This window comes from Rhodobacter sp. P2_H5, assembly GCF_056403335.1.
The window spans coordinates 203,729-225,907 of sequence record NZ_JBFUFS010000006.1; the positions used below are offsets into that span (position 1 = coordinate 203,729).

The window sequence follows — 22,179 nt, forward strand, 5'->3', positions numbered from 1 at the left end:
TCTTGAACCTGCCGATCATCTCTCGCACGACAGGGTGCAAGGTCTTGTCGGATGCGGATGTCGTGGCCGCCCGACAATTGGGGCGCCAGCTGGCCGATGACATCGGTTTTGGTCGCCCCGACCAGGCCCTGATCGCCACCGCAATCTCCGAACTTGCCCGCAACATCGTGAATTACGCCAAGGTCGGGCGGATCGAGATGTCCGAACTCGTCCGCGGGCGAAAACGCGGGCTGCAAATCATCGCCAGCGACGAGGGTCCCGGAATCCCCGATCTGGAAGCCGCGCTCACGGATGGGTTCTCGACAGGCAAATCGCTGGGATTGGGCCTGCCTGGCACCCGCCGGATGGTCGACGAATTTCACATCGCCTCCGAGCCCGGCAAAGGAGTCAAGGTGGCCGTCATCAAATGGATCCGATGAAGGCAGGCGGCAGGATTGACCTCGGCCAGTGCGGTTTCGTGCTCCACTGGTCGGTCCAGGCCCGCGCGAAACACGAGGGTCAGCCAAGCGGCGATGGCTATACGATCCTGCGACAGGCCGATCGTCTTCTCTTTGCCGTGGCAGACGGCTCCGGCAGTGGGGCAGAGGCGGCGCGTGCCGTTTCGCACTGTCTTTCCAGCGTCGAGTCCGCGTCGGATCAACTTGAATCCGAATTTCGCCGGTGCCACGAGCAGCTTCGCGGTGGCCGTGGCGCGGCCCTCGCCGTGGTCTCGGTCGATGTCGAAAGTGGCGTGATGACCTGGGCCGCGGTGGGCGATGTCGACGGCATCCTGATGCGCGAGCGTGAGGGCAAGCGGGTGCGCTATGCCGGGATATTGCAGATTTCGGGGACTCTGGGGGTCAGCTTCTCCGGTGTCGCGCTGAAGTCTCATCTGTTGCAGCCGGGCGATACCCTGGCGATGACGACCGATGGCGTGGCGCGCAACTATATCGTGGGCGCGCGGATGTACCGGACGGCGGAAGAGATCGCCGCCCGCACCCTTCAGGACTACGGCAGCCGGACCGACGATTGTCTTGTGCTGGCGATCGCGGTGGTCGCCGGGTGATGCTGGTCAATTTCATCATAGACGGCCCCGCCGAACACGTTGCCCTGACCGCCGGGCGGACAAAGGCCACACGCGACCGGCGGCATGATCGCCTGCGCGCCCGCTACCGCGCGGCGCTGCGGGGCTTTGTGCAGGATGGCAGTGAAATCAACCTGATGCTGGCCTACGAGCTGGCACGAGAGGCGCTGACCCGGGGGGTGCAGCTGTCGGAATACCTGGCCTTCCACCTCGGGGCCGTCTCCACCATCGCCAGCGTCCTGCGCCAGTCGCCCGATGCCCGCGACCGGGTCGAGACCTTCGTGCTGGAGTTCATCTCGGTCTACGACATGGCCTTGCAGGGCTATCAGAACGCCGTGCCGCTTCTGCAAAAGGAGATCACCGACCGCAAGCGGATCGAGGAGGAGCTGCGGGTGAAATCGGCCGAACTCGCCGCCGAGCGCGACAATCTGGACGCCCAGGTCCTGACACGCACGCAAGAGTTGCAGGCGAAGGCGCGCGATGTCGAAAAAACCCTGGAGCAATTGCGCCAGACCAACCGCGAGCAGGCGGAGTTCACCTATGCGATCTCGCACGACCTGAAGTCGCCCTCGAATACCATCGCGATGCTGATCAACGAGTTCCAGATCGGCTACGCGGGGGCGCTGGATGCCGACGGGCTGGAGCTGCTGGATCTGGCGCGCCAGACGACGGCCCGCATGGCGCGGCTGGTCGATGACGTGCTGTCCTACTCGCGCTGCCTCGACAACCAAAATCCCTTTCAACGCGTTGACATGAATGAACTTCTTCCCGAGATCATCGCTGATCTGCGCTATGACATGCTGCAGGCGAACGTCGATCTGAAGGTCGCGGCGCTGCCGTCGGTCCTCGGCGATCCGATGCAGGTCAAGTTGCTGTTTCAGAACCTGATCTCCAATGCGTTCAAGTTCCGCCATCCCGACCGCGAGCCGAAGGTCGTGATCTCACGCAAGGCGATTTCGGGGCACCGGGTGCTGATCACGATCACGGACAACGGCATCGGCATCGCGGCGGAGCATTTCGACCGGATCTTCGGCCTTTTCCAGCGGCTTCACACCCACAGCGCCTATCGCGGCAGCGGGATCGGCCTCGCACTTTGCAAACGTATCGCCGGCAATCTTGGCGGCGACATCCGCGTCAAATCTCAACCCGGTGTGGGCAGCAGCTTCACCGTCATGCTCAACAGGTATCCGGAATGACCCCGATTCCCCTCATCGAAACTGTCATGCTGATTGACGACGAAAGCTTCGATCAGAAGCTTTATCAACGGGTTATCACCCGCTCCGGTCTGGTGGGCGAGGTGATTTCCTTTCTCTATGCCGATGAGGCGCTGGCCTATCTGGCCTCTGCCGACAGCAAGCCGATTGATGTGATCTTCCTCGATATCAACATGCCGCGGATGAACGGCTTTGAATTCCTTGAGGCGGCGACCCGGACCCTGGGCGAGGAATTTGCCCGGATCGTCGTGGTCATGCTGACCACTTCGCTAGAGCGGAGCGACCGCGAACGCGCCGCCTCCTATTCGGTGGTACGGCGGTTCATCAACAAGCCGCTGACGCGTGAGCATCTGGAGGAGGTCGCCGAAATCCTGCGCGAGATGGCAGGATGAGGGGGGTCAGTTCTGTCGGTTCTGTACCAGACGCGACAGCAGCGACCACATGGCCAGGGCCCGCGTTTCCAGCCCGTCCAGCGCGGGCTCCAGATCCAGATCGGGGTGGTCCATCTGCGCGCGCAGGTCACGGATCGCGCGCGCCATGGCGGCCATTTCCGGTTGCAGGCTTTCGCGGACCTGAGCCAGTACCGCCTTCACCAGAGCCTGCATCATCTCGCTCTTGCGCTTTTCGCTGCCCCGCATCACGCCAGCCTTTTCGATGGCGCCGACGACGGCCTCTTTCAGGCTGTCGGCGTCGATATGGCTTTTGGCGAGGTAATCCGAACAGCCCAGCCGCATCGCGCGGATGGCAACATCGGGATCGGCCACGCCCGAGACCATGATCGTCGGGCACAGCGCATTCCGGGGATGGGTGCGCACCATTTCCAGCGCCTCAATCCCGTCGCCGGCGTTCAGCCGGTAATCGAGCAGGATCACATCGAACTCATCCTCGTCCAGCAGGGCGCGGAGCCCGTCGATCGAGGTCACCTCGTCCAGATAGATCGGCAGGCCCGACTCGCGGGTCATCCGGCGGATGCGTTGCCGGTCGAACTTGCTGTCATCGAGGATCAGGGCGTTGATCGGCTGCCCGGTCACCGCCCGCCGGGATTTGGACTGGTCTATCGCCGCTGCTGCACTGTGCATCACATCCTCCCAAAGGTTCCATTCCTCCCGCTTTGTAGGCGCGCGCCCTTGCGCCTTCGTTAAGGCTTTGGGGCGGAACTGCGGCCAATCCTTAAAATGCGACGGCAACCCGAAGGCGAAGCAACAGAAAACCATAAGAATTTTCTGTGTTAAGGGCTTCGTAGCTACATTCGGGGTTAGATGCGGAAAACCAAGCAAGAGGTGATCTGTGAACGTTCATGTTGAACCGGGCACACCCGCTCAGCCCAGCCTGCCGGACGGGCCCTCGCGGGATTACGAGGATTTCATCTATATGATCAGCCATGACGTACGCAATTCGGTGCGCGCGCTGATCGAGGTGCCGCAATGGATCGCCGAGGATCTGGTCGAGGGCGGGCATCGGATCGAGGGGTCTCTGGCCGAAAACATCGGCCTGATGAACACCCATACGATGCGGCTCGACCGGATGCTGAACGATTTGCTGGTCCATTCGCGGATCGGGCGGATGCAGGACGTCCGCAAGCTGGATCTGGCCGAGGCGATTGACCAGGTTTGTCAGGAGTTGCACATCCCCCCCGGCATCCGGATCGACGTGGACCTGCGGACCCCGTCGCTCTGGATGGGTGAACGGGATCTGCTGACCCTGCTGACCGCGCTGATCTCCAACGCGGTCCGGCACCGCGACGCGCGGACCAGCTGCATCACCCTGACCTCGCGCAGCGAGGCGGGCACCACTGTTCTGCATTTTGGCGACGATGGCCCCGGCGTGGACCCGATCTACCGCGAGCGCATCTTTCGCGCGATGACCACGCTGCGATCGCGGGATGAGGTTGAGGGCAGCGGTATGGGCCTCGCCCATCTGCGCAAGATCCTGCAGCTTTACGGCGGCAGCCTGACCTGGGTTGACCGCGCCGACGGGCGTGGTGTCTGCTTTGACCTGAGGTTTCCGGACTAGGTGGAACCCCTAAGGATTGAACGAATTTTGTATCGTCTCATGCCTAAAGATCCTGTCACGGCGTCCAAAAAGTTTACCATTTGGAAGGTGCCTTTCTAGCAAGCTTGGCCATGCCGTACGACCAAGTGGGAGCGGGTTAGATGAATGAACATTCAGCGGGGTGGTCCTCCGGAATGGGCTCACAATTGCCGGTCATCCGGACTTTGGTGCTGGATGACAGCAGCTTTGACCGCAAGCGCATCCGGCGAATGGGCGACGGGTTGGACCTGAAGATGAACTTCGAGGAGGCGGGCTCGGTCGCAGTGCTGCGCGAATGCATGGACCGGCAAAGCTTTGATCTGTTCCTGATCGACTACATGTTGCCAGAGGCGGACGGCCTCGCCGCGTTGGAGATGATCCGCAACCACCGCGGGCAGGCGGATTCGGTGGCCATCATGATCTCCGGTCAGGCGGACCAGAGGGTTGCGGTTTCGGCGATGAAAAAGGGATTTCAGGATTTCATCGTGAAATCGGATATTTCGCCGCAATCCCTGCGGGGCGCCGTGTTGAGCGCGCTCAACACCTCACGCCAGTTCTCGCGCTATTTCGACCGGCCGCGGCTGGATCTCGGGCTCGACGACATGCGCCACCTGCTGCAGCTTGCGGTCGAGGATCCGGCGATCCGCGACATCCTGCGCAAACCGATGCAAGAGGGGCTGGAGGCCATGGCGCGCATGGTCGGCGTCGGCTGGGGTCTGCAGGCCAGTCCCGAGATTGCCCAGTTCCTGGTCGATTTCGAGCAGGCGGATACGTTCGAGTTTCGCTGAGCTGAAATTCACAGGATGAAGGGCGGGGACAGACCCCGCCCTTGCCACCTCACACCGCGACGGAAACCTTGCCCATCGGGTTGGAACAGCAGGCCAGAATGTAGCCGTCCGCAACATCCTCGTCCGAGATGCCGCCGTTGTGGACCATATGAACCTCGCCCGACAGCTTCTTGACCTTGCAGGTGCCGCAAAGGCCAAAGGTGCAGCCCGACGGGATGTTGAGGCCCGACCGTTTCGCCACGGCCAGTACGGTATCGGTCTCGCCACAGGCGGTGGTGACACCGCTGGTGGCGAAGGTGATCTCGGCCTTGGCGCCCTCTTCGGGGATCACGTCATCCAGCACCGGGGCATCGGCCTCGGTCGCCACGGCCAGGCCGAAGCTTTCCTGATGATAGCGCGTCATGTCATAGCCGATGCTCTGCAACATCTCGCGCACGGCATGCATGAAGGGTTCGGGACCGCAGCAGAAGACCTCGCGGTCCAGATAATCCGGCGCCATCAGGCCCAGCATGATCTGGCTGAGGCGCCCCTTGAACCCGGGCCAGGCGCGGAAGGGATCGGGCTCTTCAACCGTGAAGCGCAATTGCAAGCCGGGGACGCGGTTGGCGAACTGCTCCAGCCTTTCGCGGAAGATGATCTCCGACGGGCGGCGCGCGGCGTGGACAAAAACGATGTCCGGCATTTCGCCCGAATCCCAGGCCCAGGTCGTCATCGACATCATCGGCGTGATGCCCGACCCGGCCGAGATGAACAGGTACTTCTTCGCCGGATGGCGGTGGAAGCTGAAAATCCCCGCCGGACCAAAGGCGCGGATCTTCATCCCCGGCTTCAGATGGTCCAGCATCCAGCGCGTCCCGATCGAGGTGCTTTGCGCCTTCACCGTGATCGAGATCGACAGCGGCCGCGAGGGTGAGGACGAGATCGTATAAGTCCGCTGCACGTTGCCAGCGGGCCCCTTGGCGGGGTCCACCGGCAGATCCAGCGTGATGAACTGCCCCGGCTGATAGTCAAACCACGCGCCCGAAGGCGCGCGGAAGGTGAAGGAGGCGGTATCGTCATTCTCTGGCACGATCATCGCGCATTCCAAAAGCTCGGAATCGTTCCAGGGTTCGACGGACCAGTTCAGACGGGACTTCGCCATGATTTACTCCGCAGCCATCGCAGGTGTTGGGGCCAGACGCTGGCCCATCACACCACAATACCAATCGACGAACTGGATGACACCTTCTTCCTGAATGGTGGAATAGGGGCCGGGTTCGTAGGCGGGCGACAGGATGCCCTTCTGATTTTCCTCAACCACGACGCGGTCTTCGTCATTGGTGTTGATCCAGACCTCGGTCAGGTTCTTGACGTCGTAATCCGCGCCCTCGACCGCATCCTTGTGGACCAGCCAGAAAGTGGTGACCTGAGTCTCGGTGGCGGAAATCGGCAGCACGCGAAAGGTGATCGCGTGATCGCCGAGGAAGTGGTTCCAGGTGTTGGGATAGTGGAAGAACAACAGGCTGCCGGCGTCATTGAAGGGCATCTTGCCCATCTTTTTCGATACGGCGGCCTTGGTGTCCATCGTGTAGCTTTCGGCGTTGTTCAGCAGCGGAATCCGCGCCAGACGCCATTGCATGTCGGGATGGTTGACGAAGCGCGAGGGCAGACCAGCCGCTTCACACCGCGTCCAATGGGCAAGGATGTCGGGCGAGGCGCTGTCCGGCCCCTCCATCGCGGTCATGCGGGGATTGTCGGAATAGGTCCGGCACAGCGAGGGGTGCGAGCCGCCGCAGTGATAGCACTCGCGGTTGTTTTCCAGGACCAGCTTCCAGTTGCCCTTTTCCACGATGGTCGAGGAATAGGCGACCTTGGCATCCTTGAGGCCCGAAGGTGCGAGGTAGGTCATCATCACCTTGGCCAGATCGGCGATCGGCGGCGGCACCTGCGCGAGGCAGATGAAGATCATCCCGCCCAGATCGACGCAATGCACCTTCTTCAGGCCATGGGCCGAAGGGTCGAAGCCCTCTTGCATGTCGCGGGCGTAAAGCAGTTTGCCGTCAAGGTCATAGGTCCACTGGTGATAGGGGCAGACCAGCTTCGGCGTGCTGCCGCTGTCCTTGGCGCAGAGCCGCTGGCCACGGTGGCGGCAGACGTTGTGGAAGGCGCGCACCATGCCGTCGTTGCCTCGGGTGATCACCACCGGATAGGCGCCGACTTGCAGCGTCGCAAAGGCGCCGGTCTTGGCCACTTCGGCTGCGGGCACGGCGAACAGCCATTCGCGGTAAAAGATCTGCTCCAGATCGGCCTCAAAGACCCCTTCGTCGCAGTAAAGCGCCCGGGTCAGCGAGTAATTGGGGCGGCGCGCATCGAGTTCGGCGCGGATTTCGGCGGTCTTCAGCATGTTGCACCTTTGTGGTCCGCGCCTCCCCGCGCGGAACGATTGTGGAATAGAGCCGACCGGCAACGCGTCCTCCCGCGCCGCCAACCGCCCTTGGGCGTGACGTCTGGTGCAAGGCTGGTTTCCGGGCTGCGGATCAGGACTTTGCAGTCCCGGCGCGACACCTTCCCGAAGCGAGCTTCAGTGGCCTCCCGTCACGCCGCTTTTTCCGTCACCGTTGCGGGGGCAGCGCCGGCTTCGCACCGGCTTCCCAATTCTCCACCGTCGCCGATGGCACCTTGCCCGGCCTTTAGAGCATGTCGCAGGCGGACCGGATAGATCATTTGCGACATGCCAATGCGCGGCGGAGACGCGGGCCCCAAGCGGGCTCAAATTGCAGGCGGCCAGACCTGCTGACCCCGGCTGATCACGCGGAGAATCCTGCAGGCCTGCGGGTCATGGGCGAGATCGGCGAGGTCGCCCTCCAGCAGAATCAGGTCGGCGGGCGCGCCGATGGCGATTTTGCGGCCTAGGGTATAGGCGGCCAGCGCCGCGGCCAGAGGAATCCGCTGATCGGGCACGCCCGGTGCCCAGGGCTGGCGCGACAAGGCGCAATGCAGCGCGTGGAAGGGTGACAGGGGCGAGACCGGCCAGTCGGTGCCGAAGACCAGGTTCACACCAAGCGCCGCGATCGCTTTCCAAGCAAAGGTATCACCCCAGCGGTCGGGCGACATGATGGTAATGGTCGGCTCCAGCGGCAACCCGGCAAGGCCCGGCGGATGCACCGGCTGCATCGAGGCCACGACGCCCAGTGCCGCCAGCCGGGGCAGGTCGTCCTTGTGGATCATGTCGATATGCTCGATCTGGTGGCCAATGCGGCTGCCATTGGCCTTCGCCGCCGCCTCGTAGCCATCCAGTGTCGCACGTACCGCGCCATCGCCCACCGCATGGGTGGCGATGCTGAGGCCAAGCGCGTCGGCCTCGATGCAGTTGCGGGCAAACTCCTCGGGCGTGAAGAGGGGGGCGGACCGGAAGCCGGGGCGGTCCGGGTAATCATCGGTGCGAAAGGCGGTCCAGGTGTCGAAAACCCCATCCATGAACATCTTGACCCGACCGAAGCTGAGCCTGCCGACCGGCGCGCGTCGTGCGCAATCCATCAGCGCGCGGCGGCGCGTGTCGCTCTGCCCCGGAACGAGGGTCATCGGCAGACTGATGTCCAGCGGCAGGCCCTCGCCCGCCATCTCGGTCAGAAGATCGGCAAGGTAAAGGTTGCCGTCCATGTTGACGACCGAGGTGATGCCGTGGCGCAAGCATTCATCGATGGCGCGAGTCAGCGTCGCCTTGTCTCTGGCGCGCTGGGCTGGGGTGACGGCCTCCGGCTCCAACCCCGACAGTCCCAGCACCTCACGCCCGCCCGAGGGGGCAAGATTGCGCACCAGGTTCATCGCGGCAAACTCGCGAAGCTCGCCGGTGGCAAGCCCGTCCGGCCCCATCACAACCTCCGAGCCGGGTCCCGCGTCGGCGCCGTTCAGGATGCCCGCGAGGTGCAGGGCCGCGGTATTGGCCCAGGCGCAATGGAAATCGGTCGCGGCAATGCATAGGGGCTGGTCGGGCAGGATGGCATCCAGCGCGTGGCGGTCGGGGCGGTTGGCACCCAAAAGGTCGTAATTCGCGGCATAGGCGCAAAGAAGCTCCCCCTCAGGCAAGGCCTGGGCCTGCGGCAACAGGGCGACGCGCAGGGAATCGGCGTCATGGACATGGGCGAGGTTCACCTGCTCCAGTGCCACGCCACCGGGGAACAGGTGCAAATGACCGTCGCGGAAGGCGGGCAGGGTCAGAGTGCCGGCGCCCTGTGCCGCGCTGATGTCGGTGATCAGCCCATCTTGAATGGTCAGATCATGGCTGCCGTTCTGCCCGAAGAACCGCAAGCCGGGCAGGATGTGTGGCTCTGACATGGCCTAATCTTCCAGCCTGGTGACTTCGCGGCGGAAGGGCATTGCGTCGCCGATATTGGCCTCGTCCAGCTCGCGCGCATAACGGTGGCCGGCGAAGGTCGCCCAGGCGATGGGGGCAGGGGCCGCCGCATCGCCGATCACCTTGACCGAGCGGACGCCCGCGTCTGCCCAATCAGCCTCCCGCGCCTTCAGCGCCAGATAGAGCGCATCCTCCGACAGCCGCGAGGTCACCAGCACGACCGCATCACACTCCACGATGCCGGGCGCGCCGGTATAGGTGCAATTGGTCGCCACACCGCCCGCCTGCACCGCCGTCACCCCGGTATTGAGCACGATCCTGACGCCAAGCCCCGCCAACCGTCGATGGATCGATGCCTGCTCCAGTGTATTCGCCGTCCAGTCCGACACAAAGGCCGAGGGGGTGATGAGTGTCACCTGACAGCCTTCCTGCGCGCAAAGCTCGGCCAGAACGCCGCCCATGTAGTAGTGGTCGTCGTCATAGATCACGACTTCGCCCTTGGGCAGGCGGCCCATCATCAGATCATCAGGCGTGAAAACCGGCATGGCGGCGTCGATCGGCATCGCCACGACATGCTGGCGCGCCACGCCATCGGCCCGCCAAGTGGACCCGGTGGCCACACAGACATGTTGGAAGCCGAACTCCAGAACCTCCTCGGCGGTCAGTTTGGAGCCGGGGTAGAGCTGCACATTCTGTCTCTGTTTCAGCTGAAACAGCCGATAATCCGCCACGCGACCCCAGGCGGAAAGGCCCGGAAGCAGGCGTTCGCGTGACACGCGGCCACCAAAGTCCTCGCGCGCCTCGGCCACCGCCACTTCATAGCCGCGCAGGGCCGCCGCCCGCGCTGCCTCCAGCCCCGCGGGACCGGAGCCGATAATCAGCACCGTCTCGCTGGCGCCCTTGGTCGCGATCTTCTCCGGATGCCAGCCGCGGCGCCATTCCTCCATCCAGGTCGGGTTCTGGGTGCAGCGGCCCATGCCTTGCGTCATGTCGCCGGTGATGCAGATGTTGCAGCCGATGCATTCGCGGATGTCTTCAACGCGGCCTTCGTCGATCTTCCTCGGGATGAAAGGATCGGCGATCGAGGGCCGCGCGCAACCAATGAAATCCAGCCGCCCCGACCTGATCATCCGTGCCATCACATCGGGCGAGGTGAAGCGCCCGACGCCCACCACCGGGCGCGGTGACAATTCGCGAATGCCGGTCACCCAGGCCTCTTGCGCCGCCTCTTCCTTGAAGCGCGAGGGGCCGGAACAATCCTCCCACGTCCCCATCGCCAGGTCCCACAAATCGGGCAATTCGGCGTTCATAGAGACGAAATCGCGAACCTCGGCATTGGAAAACCCAAGGGTGCCGATGGTCTCGTCCAGCGAGACCCGCAGCGTCAGCGCCATGGTGTCACCCACCGCATCCCGCATGTCGGCAATCACTTCGCGGGCAAAGCGCGAGCGGTTTTCCAGACTGCCGCCGTATTCGTCGCTCCGCTGGTTGGTCGCCCGGGAAAGGAAGTGCTGGAAGATGCCAAAACCATGCGCGCCATACAGGCAGATCAGGTCGAAGCCGGCCAATTTGCTGCGCCTGGCGGCGTTCACGAACCAGCGGCGCAGGTTCCTGATATCGGTCTTGTCCATCGCGCGGGCCTGCACCGGGTCATTGGTGAAGGTGCGGATCGGCAGCGCGGAGGGCGCCAGCGGCACCTCCTTGGTGTACATGTTCGGGCCGTTGATGCCGGAATAGGCCAGCTGGATGCCGGCCAGCGCGCCATGGGTCTTCATCGCCGCCGCCATCTTGGCGATGGAGGGGATGTCCTTGTCCTCCCACAGGCGCAGTTCGATGAAGGGGGTGATCTCCGAGGTGTGGTGCATCTCGGTCTGTTCGGTGAAGATGACGCCCCAGCCGCCCTCGGCCTTGATGCCGCGCATCGCGGCGGCGGCGGAAGGGTCGCGGTAGCCGCCGCCGTTGCAATGCGGCACCTGGTAAAAACGGTTCGGTGCGGTCAGCGGGCCGATGGCCAGAGGCTGGAACAGGATGTCATAGCGGGGATCGCGCATCGGGTGTCCTATCGCAAGATCAGGTCGGGCAGGAGGCTCTGCAAGTCGGTTTCGGCATGGTCGATGAAGGCGCTGATGGTCAACGACGCGCGGCTGCCCGGCGCGCAAAGCAGCCCCATCCGCATCGGCTGCACCTTGCCGGTCAGCGGCACGAAGGCGAGTTTCTTGCCATCGGGGGCGAGGTTGGTCAGGGGCCGAAAGTTGATGATGGAATAGCCGAAGTCGTTGGCGACGAGGGATTGCACCACGGCCATATCCCGGCTCCGCTCCACAATCCGCGGTCTTAGAGCCGCTTTTTCGAAGAAGGACAGGAAATATTCGCCCGACAGGGGCAGGTCGAGCAGGACGAAGGGGAGCTCCGCCAGATCGCCAACCGAGAGGGATTTCGCCGGCGCCAACGGGTGGCTCGCGGGCAGCATGACGAAGGGCGGAAGGGTGGCGAGGGAGACAAACTCCAGATCGGCGGGCAGGGAAAGATCGTAGGTCAGGGCCACATCCAGAGAGGCGTCGCGCAGGCCTTCGATCAGGGCGGCTTGATGGGTTTCGCTCTGGCGGAACTCCACGGCGGGATAGCGGTCGATGAAGCTGCGGCGCAGTTGCGGCAAGAGGATCTGGGCAAAGGTCAGCAGGCAGCCGACGTTCAGCCGCCCCATCACCGTGCCGCGATACTGTGCGGCCAGTTCGGTCAGGCGGGCGGCGGCGGCGAGGGTCTGGGCGGCCTCGCGGATCATCTCGCGCCCGGCCTGGCTGGGCGACATGCCATGGGCGTGCTTGCGCACGAAGAGGGGCAGGCCGAACTCGGCCTCCAGCTGGGCGATGGCGGTCGAGATCGAGGGGGCCGAGACGCTGAGCCGTTCGGCAGCGAGGGTGATCGACCCCGCCTGACCCACGGCCACGAGGTATTCAAGCTGGCGCAGGGTCAGGCGGAGGGCCACTATTTTTCGCCCGGAACGCCGTAAGACGGCGCCGCGCGCGGATCCAGCGCCCGGGTCTGGTAGGCCTCCATCTGCGGCTTGTAGACCTCCCAGGCGCGGGCGATATGGGCGATGGGGTCGCCCTCCTCCCAATCGCAGCGCAGCTCGGCGAGGGGCCAGGGGTGGGTGCCGACGATCAGAAGGCCCGCCGAATGGACCGGCCCCGCCTCGCCGCCAAGGGCCAGCGCAGCCTGCATCGCGGCGAGAAGCCGGTCGCCGATATGGCCCGTGGTCTCTTCAAAAACAGTCACCATTTCGGCGGGAATGGCTTTGTCTGCGAGCAGGTTGCCGCCTGCGGCCACGCCCGCACCCTCTGCCGCGCCCCAGATGCCGAGAGCGTTCTGGCCTGACCAAGTGGCGGTGCGGCCTTGGGCATCGACGCAGAGAAGCTGCCGGTATTCCGGGAATTTCTCACGGGCGACCGCTTCAGCCACCGCTTCGGGAGCGGAGAGGCCAGAGCCCAGAAGATCCAGCATCAGATCGCCCAAGGCGGGGTTGGTGATGTTCTGGCTGGCAGCGGCCCCCACCCCGGCCCGCGCATAGGCGCAGCGCGCCGCCACGGCGGGGGAGGAGGAGGAGATGGCCATGCCGAACAGCCCGGTTTCAGCGCAACGCGCGACGATGGAGAAGGTCATCTCAATCCGGGATCACAGCGGTGGCGTCGATCTCGACCAGCCAGTCGGGCCGGGCCAGCGCCACAACGGTCAGGCCGGTGCAGACTGGATGGACGCCTTTGATATACTCGCCCATCGTGCGATACACTGGTTCACGGTGGCGGACATCGGTCAGATAGACCACCAGCTTGACCAGATGCTCCATCTTGCCGCCGGCTTCTTCGATCACCTGCTTGATGTTCTGCATCACCTTGTGGGTCTGTTCGGCCGGATCGTGGCTGCCGAGGTTGACCGCGGTGTCCAGATCCTGCGGGCAGGCGCCGCGGAACCAGACGGTGCGGCCGCCGCGGGTGACCACGGCATGGGCCAGGTCATTGTCGAGGTTCTGCTCGGGATAGGTGACTTTGGTGTTGAAGGGGCGGATGCGTTGGTGGGCCATGTTTCTCTCCGGAAGGGCTTCAGGCGGTGACGGGCTTGCCCGGGCCTTTATAGGCCAGATAGCCGTGCTGTTTGGCAATATGGTCGGCGACGTGCTTGGCATCGTGCCAGACGCCCCAGATGAAGGACGACCCGCGCCGCGACTGGTAGGGCAGGCCGAGGAAATAGATCCCCGGCTCGGAGGAGACGCCGCGCTGGTGACGGGGTTTGCCGTTGGGGTGGAAGGCATCAACCTCAAGCCAGCTGAAATCCTGGGTGAAGCCGGTTGCCCAGATGATCGAGGTGATCCCGGCTTCGGCAAGGTTCAGCGCCAGGATCGGATGGGTCAGACACTCCGGATCGGGGCCGATCACACGGGCTTCAGGCTCCAGCGGCAGGTCGAGGCCGTTGCGGGTGGCGAAGGCGTCGGCCTCGTCCAGTACGGAAAGGTAGTCGGCATCGCCCTTGGCCACATTGGCGGCAAGGTCGGCGGCGAAGGTGAGGGTGCCGTCCTGATATGTCTCTGCACGGCCCAAAAGGGTCATGCCGCCTACTGCCAGCTTGCGGAAATCTACCGTGCGGCCGCCATTGGCGCCGCTGACGGCGATGGTCACATGGTCCGATCCGGGGACATATTCGAGGTCCCATTTGTTGAGGACCCCGAGCCACCAGACGAAATCGCGGCCGCGGTAGCTGCGCGGCGGGCGGCCGTGCGGGCCGACCGAGAGATAGACCTTGCGCCCGGCCTCTTGCAGCTCCGCCGCGATCTGCGCACCGGAGGAGCCGGCGCCGACGACCAGCACCGCGCCTTCGGGCAATTGGGCGGGGTTGCGATAGGCGCTGGAATGCAGCTGCATCAGCCCGGGCTGGGCGGGCACCAGTTTGGGCATCACCGGGTGTTGAAAGGCGCCGGTGGCGGCCACGACATAGTCGGCCTCGACCACGCCTTCAGAGGTTTCGACGCGAAAGCCGGGCTTGCCGTCAAGCCGCGTGACCTTGGTCACGGCCACGCCACAGCGGATCGGGGCGGCGATTTTCTCGGCATAGGAAACGAAGTAATCGGCGACCTGTTCCTTGCCCGGAAAGGCGTCGGGGGCGGTTTCGGCATATTCCATCCCCGGAAAGCGGTCATGCCAGGCCGGGCCGTTGGCCACCAGCGAATCCCAGCGTTCCGAGCGCCAGCGCTCGGCAATGCGGCTCCGTTCCAGCACAAGATGGCCAATGCCGCAGCGCGAGAGATGCTCGCTCATCGCCACGCCGGCCTGACCCGCGCCGACCACCAGCGCCTCTACCTTTTCAACAACCATGTCCTGATCCCGTCCTCGTACCCCGCAATCCGGACAGAGTGCCGCAGGTCTTGCTTAAAGCAAAGAACAGAAAATCTCAGCCTTGATTAGGTGGAGGCTAAGGCCCAATCCGCAATCGCCCGCGGATCGCCTGGGAGCGCCTCGGCCAGATCACCCGCAAAGGCCAAAAGTTCGGGCAGGTTGAGGGTGTTGACGCCGATCAGCACCGGCACGCCCTTCTCCAGCGCGTCGGAGATCAGCGGCACATAGCCGCGACCGGCGGATTCGAGCTTGCCGAACTTGTTCACCACCAGCAATTGCGCGCCTTCGGTGCGGGTGGCGACCTCCATCACTGCCTGCTCCAGCGCGCCACCGTCCAAACGGCAACCCCGCGCCGCACGGCCGAGGTTCTGGTTGATGCGGATGACCGGGCCATCGGGCAGGATCTGCAACTGCATGTCACAGGTGGGGTCATCCAATTCCAGCGCGAAGGTTCCCGCCAGCCGCAACCCGGCGGCCTGCATCAGCCGCACGGCTTCGGTCAGGCAGGCATCGGTCTGGCCGCGACCGGCCAAGCTGACATAGCGTAGGTTCAAGGCATTCTCCCGCTTTGCGGCATCATGCGCCGAAAATCCGGGTGGGGAAAAGGGGCAACGGTCGAAAGACGGTTGGCTTTGCTGGCCGAGGCCGTTAAGCGAACGGTCAGCAACATGGAGCCGGGTGCGACCCCCGGCTGGCTCTTCCGGCCGCCGATCCGCCGGACCACCGTCAGACAAACCTCAGCTTTCGACGCGACCTCGCGGGGCGCGATCGGTCTGGAACGGATAGACATGATCTCTTTGGAAACCTACAAAAACCAGTGGTTCGGCAATATCAGAGCCGATCTGCTCTCCGGCCTCGTGGTGGCCCTTGCCCTGATCCCCGAGGCGATTGCCTTTTCAATCATCGCAGGCGTCGACCCGAAGGTGGGGCTTTACGCCTCATTCTCGATTGCCGTCATCACGGCCTTTGCGGGCGGCAGGCCGGGGATGATTTCGGCTGCGACGGCTGCGACGGCGGTCTTGATGGTGACGCTCGTCAAAGACCACGGGCTGCAATACTTGCTGGCCGCCACGGTTCTGGCGGGGCTTTTGCAGATTGGCCTTGGGCTTTTGCGGCTGGGCTTCGTGATGCGCTATGTCTCGAAATCGGTGATGACGGGGTTTGTGAATGCGCTGGCCATCCTGATCTTCATGGCGCAGCTGCCCGAGCTTGACCCTGCCCGGGTGCCGATGCTGACCTATGTGCTGGTGGCGGCCGGCCTCGCGATCATCTACCTGTTTCCCTATGTCACCAAAGCGGTGCCATCGCCGCTTGTTACCATCGTTGTGCTGACCGCGCTGACCCTGGGCTTTGGGCTGGATGTGCGGACGGTGGGCGATATGGGGGCCTTGCCGGACACTTTGCCGGTCTTCCTGATCCCGCAGATCCCCTTCACGTTCGAGACGTTGCAGATCATCTTCCCCTATTCCCTCGCCGTGGCCATCGTTGGCCTCTTGGAAAGCCTGATGACGCAAAATCTGGTGGATGAGGTGACCGACACCAAGTCGAGCCGCAATCAGGAGTGTATCGGGCAGGGCCTTGCCAATGCGGCGACCGGGTTTATCGGCGGCATGGCGGGCTGTGCGATGATCGGGCAGAGCATGATCAACGTGAAATCCGGCGGGCGCGGGCGGTTGTCTTGTGGCTTTGCCGGGGTGATGCTGCTGATCTTCTGCGTGGTCTTGGGCAAATGGGTCAGCCAGATTCCGATGCCGGCCTTGGTTGCGATCATGATCATGGTCAGCCTTGGGACGTTTTCCTGGGCCTCGATCGGGAACCTCAGGACGCATCCGGCCTCGTCTTCCGTCGTGATGCTCGCGACGGTGGCGGCGGTGGTCTATACCCATAACCTTGCCATCGGGGTGCTGTTGGGGGTGCTGCTGTCGGGCATCTTCTTTGCCGCCAAGATTGCGCAGTTGTTCAAGGTCACCTCAACCCTCAGCTCCGATGGGACGCAGCGCACCTATCGGGTGGCGGGGCAGATGTTCTACGCCTCGGTCGAGGATTTCCGCAATGCCTTCGACTTCAAGGAGGCTTTGGAACGCGTCGTGATCGACGTCTCGGCGGCGCATATCTGGGACATATCCTCGGTGCAGGCGCTGGATACGGCCGTGCTCAAGTTCCGTCGCGCGGGCGCGGTGGTGAAGGTTGTGGGCATGAATGCCGCGTCAGAGACCATTGTGGATAAGTTGGCGTTGCATGACAAACCGGGGGCGCTCGACAAGCTGCCGGTGCACTAACCGCCCTGCATGAAGGGCATGAGGACGACCTCGGAGTCTGGTTTGATCTCTTGAAACCAGGCTTCGCGGTAGATCACCCCATCCAGTGACATCGAGACCCCGCGCCGGATTTGCGGCGCGAGGCCGGGGTAGGTTTCGGACAGTCGGTCAAGCAGTTGCTTGAAGGTCGTGGCCTCCACCTCGACGACGGATTGCCCGTCGGTCCAGTGGCGCAAAGACCCCCAAAGCTTGACCTTGACCATCTTAACCCTTCATCGCTTTCAGAATGCGCGGCGGCGACATCGGCAGTTCGGTCAGACGCACGCCGGCGGCACGGGAGACGGCGTTGGCGATGGCAGCCAGCGGTGGGACGATCGGGGTCTCGCCGACACCGCGCACACCGTAGGGGTGGCCGGGGTTCGGGATTTCCAGAATCACCGTCTCGATCTTGGGCAGGTCCGAGGCGACCGGGATGCGGTAATCCAGGAAGCCCGGGTTTTGCAGACGCCCGTCCTTGCCGTAGATATACTCCTCGTTCAGCGCCCAGCCGATGCCTTGCACGGCGCCGCCCTGCATCTGGCCCTCGACGTAATCGGGGTGGACCGCTTTGCCGGCATCCTGGAAGATCGTGTAGCGCAGGATCTTGGTGAAGCCGGTTTCCGGGTCCACCTCGACATCGACGAGGTGAACGCCGAAGGAGACGCCCGCGCCGTCGACGTTGGTCTCGTAATGGCCGGCGATCGGCCCGCCGGTCTGCGGCGAGGTGGCGGCAATCTCGGCGAGCGTCAAGGGCGGGAACTTGCCCGCGTTCGGGCCAGCGGGCACGGCGGCGCCATCGACCCAATCCACGGCGTCTTCGTCGATGCCCCAGAACTTCGCGGCACGCGCCTTCATTTTCTTCACGGCATCGCGGGCGGCCTTGATCGTGGCCAGACCGACCGCAAAGGTTACGCGGCTGCCATCGGTCACATCGTTATAGCCAAGCGAGTTGGTGTCGGCGACGATGGTGCGGATGTTGTCGTAGGGAATCCCCAGCTCTTCCGCCGCCATCAGGCTGATCGAGGCGCGCGAGCCGCCGATGTCGGGGTTACCCTCGGTCACGCCCACGGTGCCATCGGTGTTGACGTTGAGGGACACGCAGGTGTTGCCGCCGAAGTTGAACCAGAAGCCGCAGGACAGGCCGCGCCCTTGGTTCGGCCCGAGGGGTGCTGTGTAATGCGGGTGGGCCTTGGCGGCCTCCAGCGTCGCGACCAGGCCGATTTCGTTGAAGGTCGGGCCGTAGGAGGAGAGCGTCCCCTTCTTGGCCGCATTCTTCAGGCGGGTGGCCAAGGGGTCAAGCCCCAGCTTCTGGCACAGTTCGTCCACCACGCTTTCGACCGCGTAAATCGCCTGCGGGGCGCCCGGGGCGCGATAGGCGGCCTCTTTCGGGCGGTTGGTCATCGCGTTCCAGCCGAGGGTATGCACCGCCTCGAGGTCATAGGCGGCAAAGCCGGCCTGCGCCCCCATGTCGACGGTGGTGTTCGGGAAAGCGCCGCCGGAATAGCGCAGGCGACCCTCGCCCGCCGTGATGCGGCCATCCTTGGTCATGCCGATCTTGATGTCCATTGAGGTGGAGACCGTCGGCCCGGTGGCGCGGAACACCTCGTCCCGCGTCATCACGGCCTTCACAGGGCGCCCGGCCTTCTTCGACAGGGCCAGCGCCACCGGCTCGATGAAGACGGTGGTCTTGCCGCCGAAACCGCCGCCGATTTCGGAAGCGGTGACGCGCAACTGGCTCGCCTCCATCCCCAACATGGCCGAGCAAAGGGTGCGGACGAAGAAATGGCCCTGGGTGCAGCACCACAGATCCGCCTTGCCATCGGCGGTGACCGAGGCGAGGCAGGCGTGCGGCTCGATATAGCCCTGATGGGTGGCTGCGGTCTTGAAGCTGCGCTCCACCACCAGATCGGCCTTGGCGAAACCGGCGGCGACATCGCCATGGCCGAATTCGCAGGTATGGGTCACGTTCTCGGACATGCCGGTGGGCACATTCTCCATCGCGCGGCCCGATTGCACGACCGGAGCGCCGGGCTTCATTGCCTCGTCCACGTCGATCACATGGGGCAGCGCCTCATAGGTGACCTTGATCGCCTTCAGCGCGGCCTTGGCAATGGCGGGAGAGGTTGCTGCGACGGCGGCAACCGCATGGCCATCATAGAGGGCGACATCGCGGGCCATGCAGTTTTCCTGCACATCGCGCAGGAAATCATCCTCGGGGCGGGCGAAATCGGCGCCGGTCACCACGGCGCGTACGCCGGGGATGGCTTCGGCGGCGGAGGTGTCTATCGACACGATCCGCGCATGGGCATGGGGTGAGCGCAGGATCGCGGCGGTCAGCATGCCGGGCGCGGTGAAGTCGGCGCCATATTGGGCGCGGCCGGTCACCTTGTCCACACCATCAGGGCGGTTCGGACGGGTGCCGACATAGCGGAATTCGCGTTTCGGTTGGTCGAGCGCCATATTATGCCCCCCTCATTTCGGCAGCAGCCACCTGAACGGCAGCGATGATCTTGTCATATCCGGTGCAGCGGCACAGGTTGCCCGCCAGCCAGTAGCGCACTTCCTCGTCGGTCGGGCTGGCGTTTTTTTCCAGAAGCGCCTTGGCCGCGACCAGAATGCCGGGAGTGCAGATGCCGCATTGCAGGGCCGCACCGTCGATGAAGGCGCGTTGCAAGGGGTGCAACTCGTCACCCTTGGCCATGCCTTCGATCGTGGTGATCTGGGCATCCTGCACCTCGACCCCGAGGACGAGGCAGGAGCAGACCAGACGGCCATTCACGGTGACCGAACAGGCGCCGCAGTCGCCGGTGCCGCAGCCCTCTTTCGCGCCGGTCAGGTGCAGGCGGTTGCGCAGCACGTCCAGCAGGGGTTCGTCAGGGGTACAGATGAACTCGACGGGATCGCCGTTGATCGTGGTGGAAACGTGGGTCGACTTCATTTGGAACCTCCGGCGCGGGCATAGGCGATTTTGGCAGCGCGGCGGGCCAGAACGCCGGCCGTGCTGGTGCGGAACGCGATGGTGCCGCGCTTGTCATCAATGGGTTTGCAGGCCGCTTCGCAAGCCGTGGTCAGAGCGGCAAGCGCCGCATCGTCCAGCTTGGTGCCGATGATGGCCGTGGCAGCCGCCTCGACCAGTTGTACGGTCGCGGCCACAGCGCCCAAAGCCACGCGGGCGGCGGTGACGGTGCCGGAAGCGTCGAGCGTCAGGCTGACGGCGGCGGAGGCCACGGCGATGTCCATCTCGGTGCGCGGGATGAAGCGCAGATAGGCGTCACCCGAATGCGCCGGGCGTGCGGGCAGCAGGATCGAGGTGACGATCTCGCCCTTCTTCAGCGAGGTTTTGCCGGGGCCGGTCGGGATTTCCATCACTTCGGCGTCACGGGTGCCGTCGGGGCCTTCGATGCGCAGGATGGCGCCCGCGGCGGCCAGTGCCGGCACCGAATCGCCCGCGGGGGAGCCGTTGCAGAGGTTGCCCGCCATGGTGCAGCGGCCCTGCACCTGGGTCGATCCGATCAGGCCTGCCGCCTCGACCACGCCGGGCCAGAGCGCGCAAACCTCGGGATGTTCGCGCAGCTCGGAATTGGCCACGGCAGCGCCGATGCGGAAACCGCCCGCCTCGGGCGTGATCTCGCGGATGCCGGGGATCTTCTTGATGTCGACCAGCAGGTCCACCTGCAGGTTGCCCGCCTTCATCTGCACCAGAAGATCGGTGCCGCCCGCCAGAACCCGGGCGGAGCCGGGCTCTGCGGCGATCGCCTGCGCGGCCGCCCTTGCAGTCTGTGCTGTCATATATTTCATGATTGACCTGTCCGTCGGCTGAAACTTTGGGGCGCAGGAAATGGGGTCTGCACCGGCAGCCCTAGGTTAAGCTCCAATCTTGCGCCGTTTCAAGCCATGCTTCTGGCGGGGTTGAAATGGCAGGTCGCTCCCGGAACGGAATTGCCGTAAACAGACTAATGCGGATGAAATATTTTCTGCGCCCGCCGATCTTGCCCCTGCAAGCAGCGAAAGTGTCCCTGACAGGAGTCCTCCCGATGCCGCAAAGCCCCGCTGTGAACCGCCGTCTTGTCCTCGCCTCCCGCCCCAAGGGCGAGCCCGATGCGCAAACCTTGCGGATGGAGACAGCGGCCGTCCCCGTGGCCGGCCCGGGCCAGATGCTGTTGCGCACCATCTATCTTTCGCTGGACCCCTATATGCGCGGCAGGATGAGCGATGCGCCCTCCTATGCCGCGCCGGTCGAGGTCGGCCAGCCGATGGTCGGCGGCACGGTGGCCGAGGTGGTGACCTCGGACCTGCCGGGTTTCCGCCCCGGCGATCTGGTGCTGAGTTCCAATGGCTGGCAGGATTATGCCCTGTCGGATGGCCGCGAAGTGGTGAACATGGGGCGTGACCCGAAATCGCCGTCCTGGGCCCTGGGGATTCTGGGCATGCCGGGTTTCACTGCCTGGGCCGGTCTGACCCAGATCGGCCAGCCGAAACCGGGCGAGACCCTGTGCGTCGGCGCCGCCACCGGGGCGGTGGGCGCCGTGGTTGGACAGATCGGCAAGCTGATGGGATTGCGGGTGATCGGCGTGGCGGGCGGGCCCGAGAAATGCGCCTATGCGGTGCAGGAACTGGGCTTTGATGCCTGCATCGACCACAAGGCACTCGACATGGCGGCCCGTCTGAAGGCGGCCGCCCCAAAGGGCATCGACATCTATTTCGAAAGCGTCGGCGGCGCGGTTCTGGATGCGGTTCTGCCCCTGATGAACCCCGGCGGGCGGATTCCGGTCTGCGGCCTCATCTCGCAATACAGCGCCTCCGCCCTGCCCGAAGGCCCGGACCGCGTGCCGATGCTGATGAGCATGATCCTGCGCCGCCGGCTGACCCTGCGCGGCTTCATCATCTTCCTCGACTTCGGCCCGCTTTACCCGACCTTCGCCGCCGCGATGACCGAATGGATCGCCAAGGGCCAGATGCACTACCGCGAACAGGTCGTCGAAGGGCTGGAGAACGCGCCGGAAGCCTTCTTCGGCCTGCTCAAGGGCGCCAACTTCGGCAAGCTAGTGGTCAAGGTCGGCTGATCCCGC

Annotated in this window: 22 protein-coding genes, 1 riboswitch and 1 other annotated feature; of the genes, 8 read left to right on the forward strand and 14 right to left on the reverse strand. The window is 64.4% G+C overall.

Going from position 1 to position 22,179, the window contains the following annotated elements; all coding sequences use genetic code 11:
• The first annotated feature begins 2 nt into the window (after positions 1-2).
• Genes AC1DVR_RS10570 through AC1DVR_RS10585 form a run of 4 tightly spaced genes read left to right on the forward strand, consistent with a single transcriptional unit; the run spans position 3 to position 2,669 of the window.
• Positions 3-419: an anti-sigma regulatory factor gene (locus AC1DVR_RS10570; RefSeq protein WP_478000525.1), complete on the forward strand. Its 417-nt coding sequence runs from the start codon at positions 3-5 to the stop codon at positions 417-419.
• Positions 407-1,045: a SpoIIE family protein phosphatase gene (locus AC1DVR_RS10575; protein WP_478000526.1), complete on the forward strand. Its 639-nt coding sequence runs from the start codon at positions 407-409 to the stop codon at positions 1,043-1,045. Before AC1DVR_RS10570 ends, AC1DVR_RS10575 begins: the two co-directional genes overlap by 13 nt.
• Complete coding sequence (locus AC1DVR_RS10580; protein ID WP_478000527.1) at positions 1,045-2,259, forward strand: sensor histidine kinase; 1,215 nt, start codon at positions 1,045-1,047, stop codon at positions 2,257-2,259. The genes AC1DVR_RS10575 and AC1DVR_RS10580 overlap by 1 nt, the downstream gene beginning before the upstream one ends.
• Positions 2,256-2,669: a response regulator gene (locus AC1DVR_RS10585; RefSeq protein ID WP_478000528.1), complete on the forward strand. Its 414-nt coding sequence runs from the start codon at positions 2,256-2,258 to the stop codon at positions 2,667-2,669. Before AC1DVR_RS10580 ends, AC1DVR_RS10585 begins: the two co-directional genes overlap by 4 nt.
• 6 nt (positions 2,670-2,675) lie before the next feature.
• Here AC1DVR_RS10585 and AC1DVR_RS10590 read toward each other — a convergent pair whose 3' ends face one another.
• Entirely contained in the window at positions 2,676-3,356 is a 681-nt protein-coding gene (locus AC1DVR_RS10590) for a response regulator (RefSeq protein ID WP_478000529.1), read from the reverse strand.
• A gap of 208 nt (positions 3,357-3,564) precedes the next feature.
• Here AC1DVR_RS10590 and AC1DVR_RS10595 point away from each other — a divergent pair, with 208 nt between their 5' ends.
• A complete protein-coding gene (locus AC1DVR_RS10595; protein WP_478000530.1) occupies positions 3,565-4,290 on the forward strand; it encodes a sensor histidine kinase in 726 nt (241 codons plus the stop codon).
• 140 nt (positions 4,291-4,430) lie between these two features.
• A complete protein-coding gene (locus AC1DVR_RS10600) occupies positions 4,431-5,096 on the forward strand; it encodes a response regulator (RefSeq protein ID WP_478000531.1) in 666 nt (221 codons plus the stop codon).
• Positions 5,097-5,145: 49 nt separating this feature from the next.
• Here the strand turns inward: AC1DVR_RS10600 and AC1DVR_RS10605 are convergent, their stop codons facing one another.
• From AC1DVR_RS10605 to AC1DVR_RS10645, 9 genes are all read right to left on the reverse strand, one after another.
• Positions 5,146-6,237 carry an FAD-binding oxidoreductase gene (locus tag AC1DVR_RS10605; protein WP_478000532.1) on the reverse strand — a complete coding sequence of 364 codons (1,092 nt, stop codon included), beginning with the start codon at positions 6,235-6,237 and terminating at the stop codon, positions 5,146-5,148.
• A 3-nt stretch (positions 6,238-6,240) separates the two neighbouring features.
• Positions 6,241-7,479: an aromatic ring-hydroxylating oxygenase subunit alpha gene (locus tag AC1DVR_RS10610; RefSeq protein ID WP_478000533.1), complete on the reverse strand. Its 1,239-nt coding sequence runs from the start codon at positions 7,477-7,479 to the stop codon at positions 6,241-6,243.
• A gap of 95 nt (positions 7,480-7,574) precedes the next feature.
• Positions 7,575-7,771: riboswitch (cobalamin riboswitch) on the reverse strand.
• 73 nt (positions 7,772-7,844) lie between these two features.
• Complete coding sequence (locus AC1DVR_RS10615) at positions 7,845-9,410, reverse strand: amidohydrolase (RefSeq protein ID WP_478000534.1); 1,566 nt, start codon at positions 9,408-9,410, stop codon at positions 7,845-7,847.
• Between the two features lie 3 nt (positions 9,411-9,413).
• Positions 9,414-11,480 carry an oxidoreductase gene (locus AC1DVR_RS10620; RefSeq protein ID WP_478000535.1) on the reverse strand — a complete coding sequence of 689 codons (2,067 nt, stop codon included), beginning with the start codon at positions 11,478-11,480 and terminating at the stop codon, positions 9,414-9,416.
• Positions 11,481-11,488: 8 nt separating this feature from the next.
• On the reverse strand, positions 11,489-12,415 hold the full coding sequence (locus AC1DVR_RS10625) for a LysR family transcriptional regulator (protein ID WP_478000536.1): 927 nt from the start codon (positions 12,413-12,415) through the stop codon (positions 11,489-11,491).
• Entirely contained in the window at positions 12,415-13,089 is a 675-nt protein-coding gene (locus AC1DVR_RS10630; RefSeq protein ID WP_478000537.1) for a DUF1028 domain-containing protein, read from the reverse strand. The genes AC1DVR_RS10625 and AC1DVR_RS10630 overlap by 1 nt, the downstream gene beginning before the upstream one ends.
• A 1-nt stretch (position 13,090) precedes the next feature.
• Complete coding sequence (locus AC1DVR_RS10635; protein ID WP_478000538.1) at positions 13,091-13,507, reverse strand: RidA family protein; 417 nt, start codon at positions 13,505-13,507, stop codon at positions 13,091-13,093.
• Positions 13,508-13,526: 19 nt separating this feature from the next.
• Positions 13,527-14,792, reverse strand: a complete 1,266-nt coding sequence (locus AC1DVR_RS10640; protein WP_478000539.1) for a flavin-containing monooxygenase — start codon at positions 14,790-14,792, stop codon at positions 13,527-13,529.
• An 86-nt stretch (positions 14,793-14,878) separates the two neighbouring features.
• Positions 14,879-15,367 carry a DUF2478 domain-containing protein gene (locus tag AC1DVR_RS10645; protein ID WP_478000540.1) on the reverse strand — a complete coding sequence of 163 codons (489 nt, stop codon included), beginning with the start codon at positions 15,365-15,367 and terminating at the stop codon, positions 14,879-14,881.
• 113 nt (positions 15,368-15,480) lie between these two features.
• Positions 15,481-15,538 (forward strand) — a sequence feature (sul1 is cis-regulatory element that is thought to sense ions involved in sulfur or methionine metabolism; They are found in Alphaproteobacteria).
• A gap of 63 nt (positions 15,539-15,601) precedes the next feature.
• Between AC1DVR_RS10645 and AC1DVR_RS10650 the strand changes: the two genes are divergently transcribed.
• Positions 15,602-17,092, forward strand: coding sequence for a SulP family inorganic anion transporter (locus AC1DVR_RS10650; RefSeq protein ID WP_478000541.1), 1,491 nt, complete (start codon positions 15,602-15,604; stop codon positions 17,090-17,092).
• On the opposite strand, the gene AC1DVR_RS10655 is transcribed toward AC1DVR_RS10650, so the two are convergent.
• From AC1DVR_RS10655 to AC1DVR_RS10670, 4 genes are read right to left on the reverse strand one after another with little or no spacing between them, the layout of a single operon-like run.
• The gene (locus AC1DVR_RS10655) at positions 17,089-17,334 is read right to left on the reverse strand and encodes a MoaD/ThiS family protein (RefSeq protein WP_478000542.1); all 246 of its coding nucleotides are present in this window, start codon (positions 17,332-17,334) and stop codon (positions 17,089-17,091) included. The genes AC1DVR_RS10650 and AC1DVR_RS10655 overlap by 4 nt on opposite strands.
• A gap of 1 nt (position 17,335) precedes the next feature.
• Positions 17,336-19,570 carry a xanthine dehydrogenase family protein molybdopterin-binding subunit gene (locus tag AC1DVR_RS10660; protein WP_478000543.1) on the reverse strand — a complete coding sequence of 745 codons (2,235 nt, stop codon included), beginning with the start codon at positions 19,568-19,570 and terminating at the stop codon, positions 17,336-17,338.
• Between the two features lies 1 nt (position 19,571).
• A complete protein-coding gene (locus AC1DVR_RS10665; protein ID WP_478000544.1) occupies positions 19,572-20,048 on the reverse strand; it encodes a (2Fe-2S)-binding protein in 477 nt (158 codons plus the stop codon).
• Positions 20,045-20,908 carry an FAD binding domain-containing protein gene (locus tag AC1DVR_RS10670; RefSeq protein WP_478000545.1) on the reverse strand — a complete coding sequence of 288 codons (864 nt, stop codon included), beginning with the start codon at positions 20,906-20,908 and terminating at the stop codon, positions 20,045-20,047. The genes AC1DVR_RS10665 and AC1DVR_RS10670 overlap by 4 nt, the downstream gene beginning before the upstream one ends.
• Before the next feature lie 236 nt (positions 20,909-21,144).
• On the opposite strand from AC1DVR_RS10670, the gene AC1DVR_RS10675 reads away from it, so the two are divergent.
• Positions 21,145-22,173 (forward strand): NADP-dependent oxidoreductase, encoded by a 1,029-nt coding sequence (locus AC1DVR_RS10675; protein ID WP_478000546.1) that lies wholly within the window; start codon positions 21,145-21,147, stop codon positions 22,171-22,173.
• The last annotated feature ends 6 nt before the right edge of the window (positions 22,174-22,179 follow it).

Bases quoted from the DNA above. Each gene is read 5' to 3' on its own strand.
- AC1DVR_RS10675 (WP_478000546.1), top strand. From the start codon at position 21,145: ATGCCGCAAAGCCCCGCTGTGAACCGCCGTCTTGTCCTCGCCTCCCGC.
- AC1DVR_RS10635 (WP_478000538.1), bottom strand. From the start codon at position 13,507: ATGGCCCACCAACGCATCCGCCCCTTCAACACCAAAGTCACCTATCCC.
- AC1DVR_RS10575 (WP_478000526.1), top strand. From the start codon at position 407: ATGGATCCGATGAAGGCAGGCGGCAGGATTGACCTCGGCCAGTGCGGT.
- AC1DVR_RS10665 (WP_478000544.1), bottom strand. From the start codon at position 20,048: ATGAAGTCGACCCACGTTTCCACCACGATCAACGGCGATCCCGTCGAG.
- AC1DVR_RS10620 (WP_478000535.1), bottom strand. From the start codon at position 11,480: ATGCGCGATCCCCGCTATGACATCCTGTTCCAGCCTCTGGCCATCGGC.
- AC1DVR_RS10585 (WP_478000528.1), top strand. From the start codon at position 2,256: ATGACCCCGATTCCCCTCATCGAAACTGTCATGCTGATTGACGACGAA.
- AC1DVR_RS10670 (WP_478000545.1), bottom strand. From the start codon at position 20,908: ATGAAATATATGACAGCACAGACTGCAAGGGCGGCCGCGCAGGCGATC.
- AC1DVR_RS10640 (WP_478000539.1), bottom strand. From the start codon at position 14,792: ATGGTTGTTGAAAAGGTAGAGGCGCTGGTGGTCGGCGCGGGTCAGGCC.
- AC1DVR_RS10655 (WP_478000542.1), bottom strand. From the start codon at position 17,334: ATGGTCAAGGTCAAGCTTTGGGGGTCTTTGCGCCACTGGACCGACGGG.
- AC1DVR_RS10630 (WP_478000537.1), bottom strand. From the start codon at position 13,089: ATGACCTTCTCCATCGTCGCGCGTTGCGCTGAAACCGGGCTGTTCGGC.
- AC1DVR_RS10660 (WP_478000543.1), bottom strand. From the start codon at position 19,570: ATGGCGCTCGACCAACCGAAACGCGAATTCCGCTATGTCGGCACCCGT.
- AC1DVR_RS10590 (WP_478000529.1), bottom strand. From the start codon at position 3,356: ATGCACAGTGCAGCAGCGGCGATAGACCAGTCCAAATCCCGGCGGGCG.
- AC1DVR_RS10650 (WP_478000541.1), top strand. From the start codon at position 15,602: ATGATCTCTTTGGAAACCTACAAAAACCAGTGGTTCGGCAATATCAGA.
- AC1DVR_RS10610 (WP_478000533.1), bottom strand. From the start codon at position 7,479: ATGCTGAAGACCGCCGAAATCCGCGCCGAACTCGATGCGCGCCGCCCC.
- AC1DVR_RS10615 (WP_478000534.1), bottom strand. From the start codon at position 9,410: ATGTCAGAGCCACACATCCTGCCCGGCTTGCGGTTCTTCGGGCAGAAC.
- AC1DVR_RS10600 (WP_478000531.1), top strand. From the start codon at position 4,431: ATGAATGAACATTCAGCGGGGTGGTCCTCCGGAATGGGCTCACAATTG.
- AC1DVR_RS10580 (WP_478000527.1), top strand. From the start codon at position 1,045: ATGCTGGTCAATTTCATCATAGACGGCCCCGCCGAACACGTTGCCCTG.
- AC1DVR_RS10605 (WP_478000532.1), bottom strand. From the start codon at position 6,237: ATGGCGAAGTCCCGTCTGAACTGGTCCGTCGAACCCTGGAACGATTCC.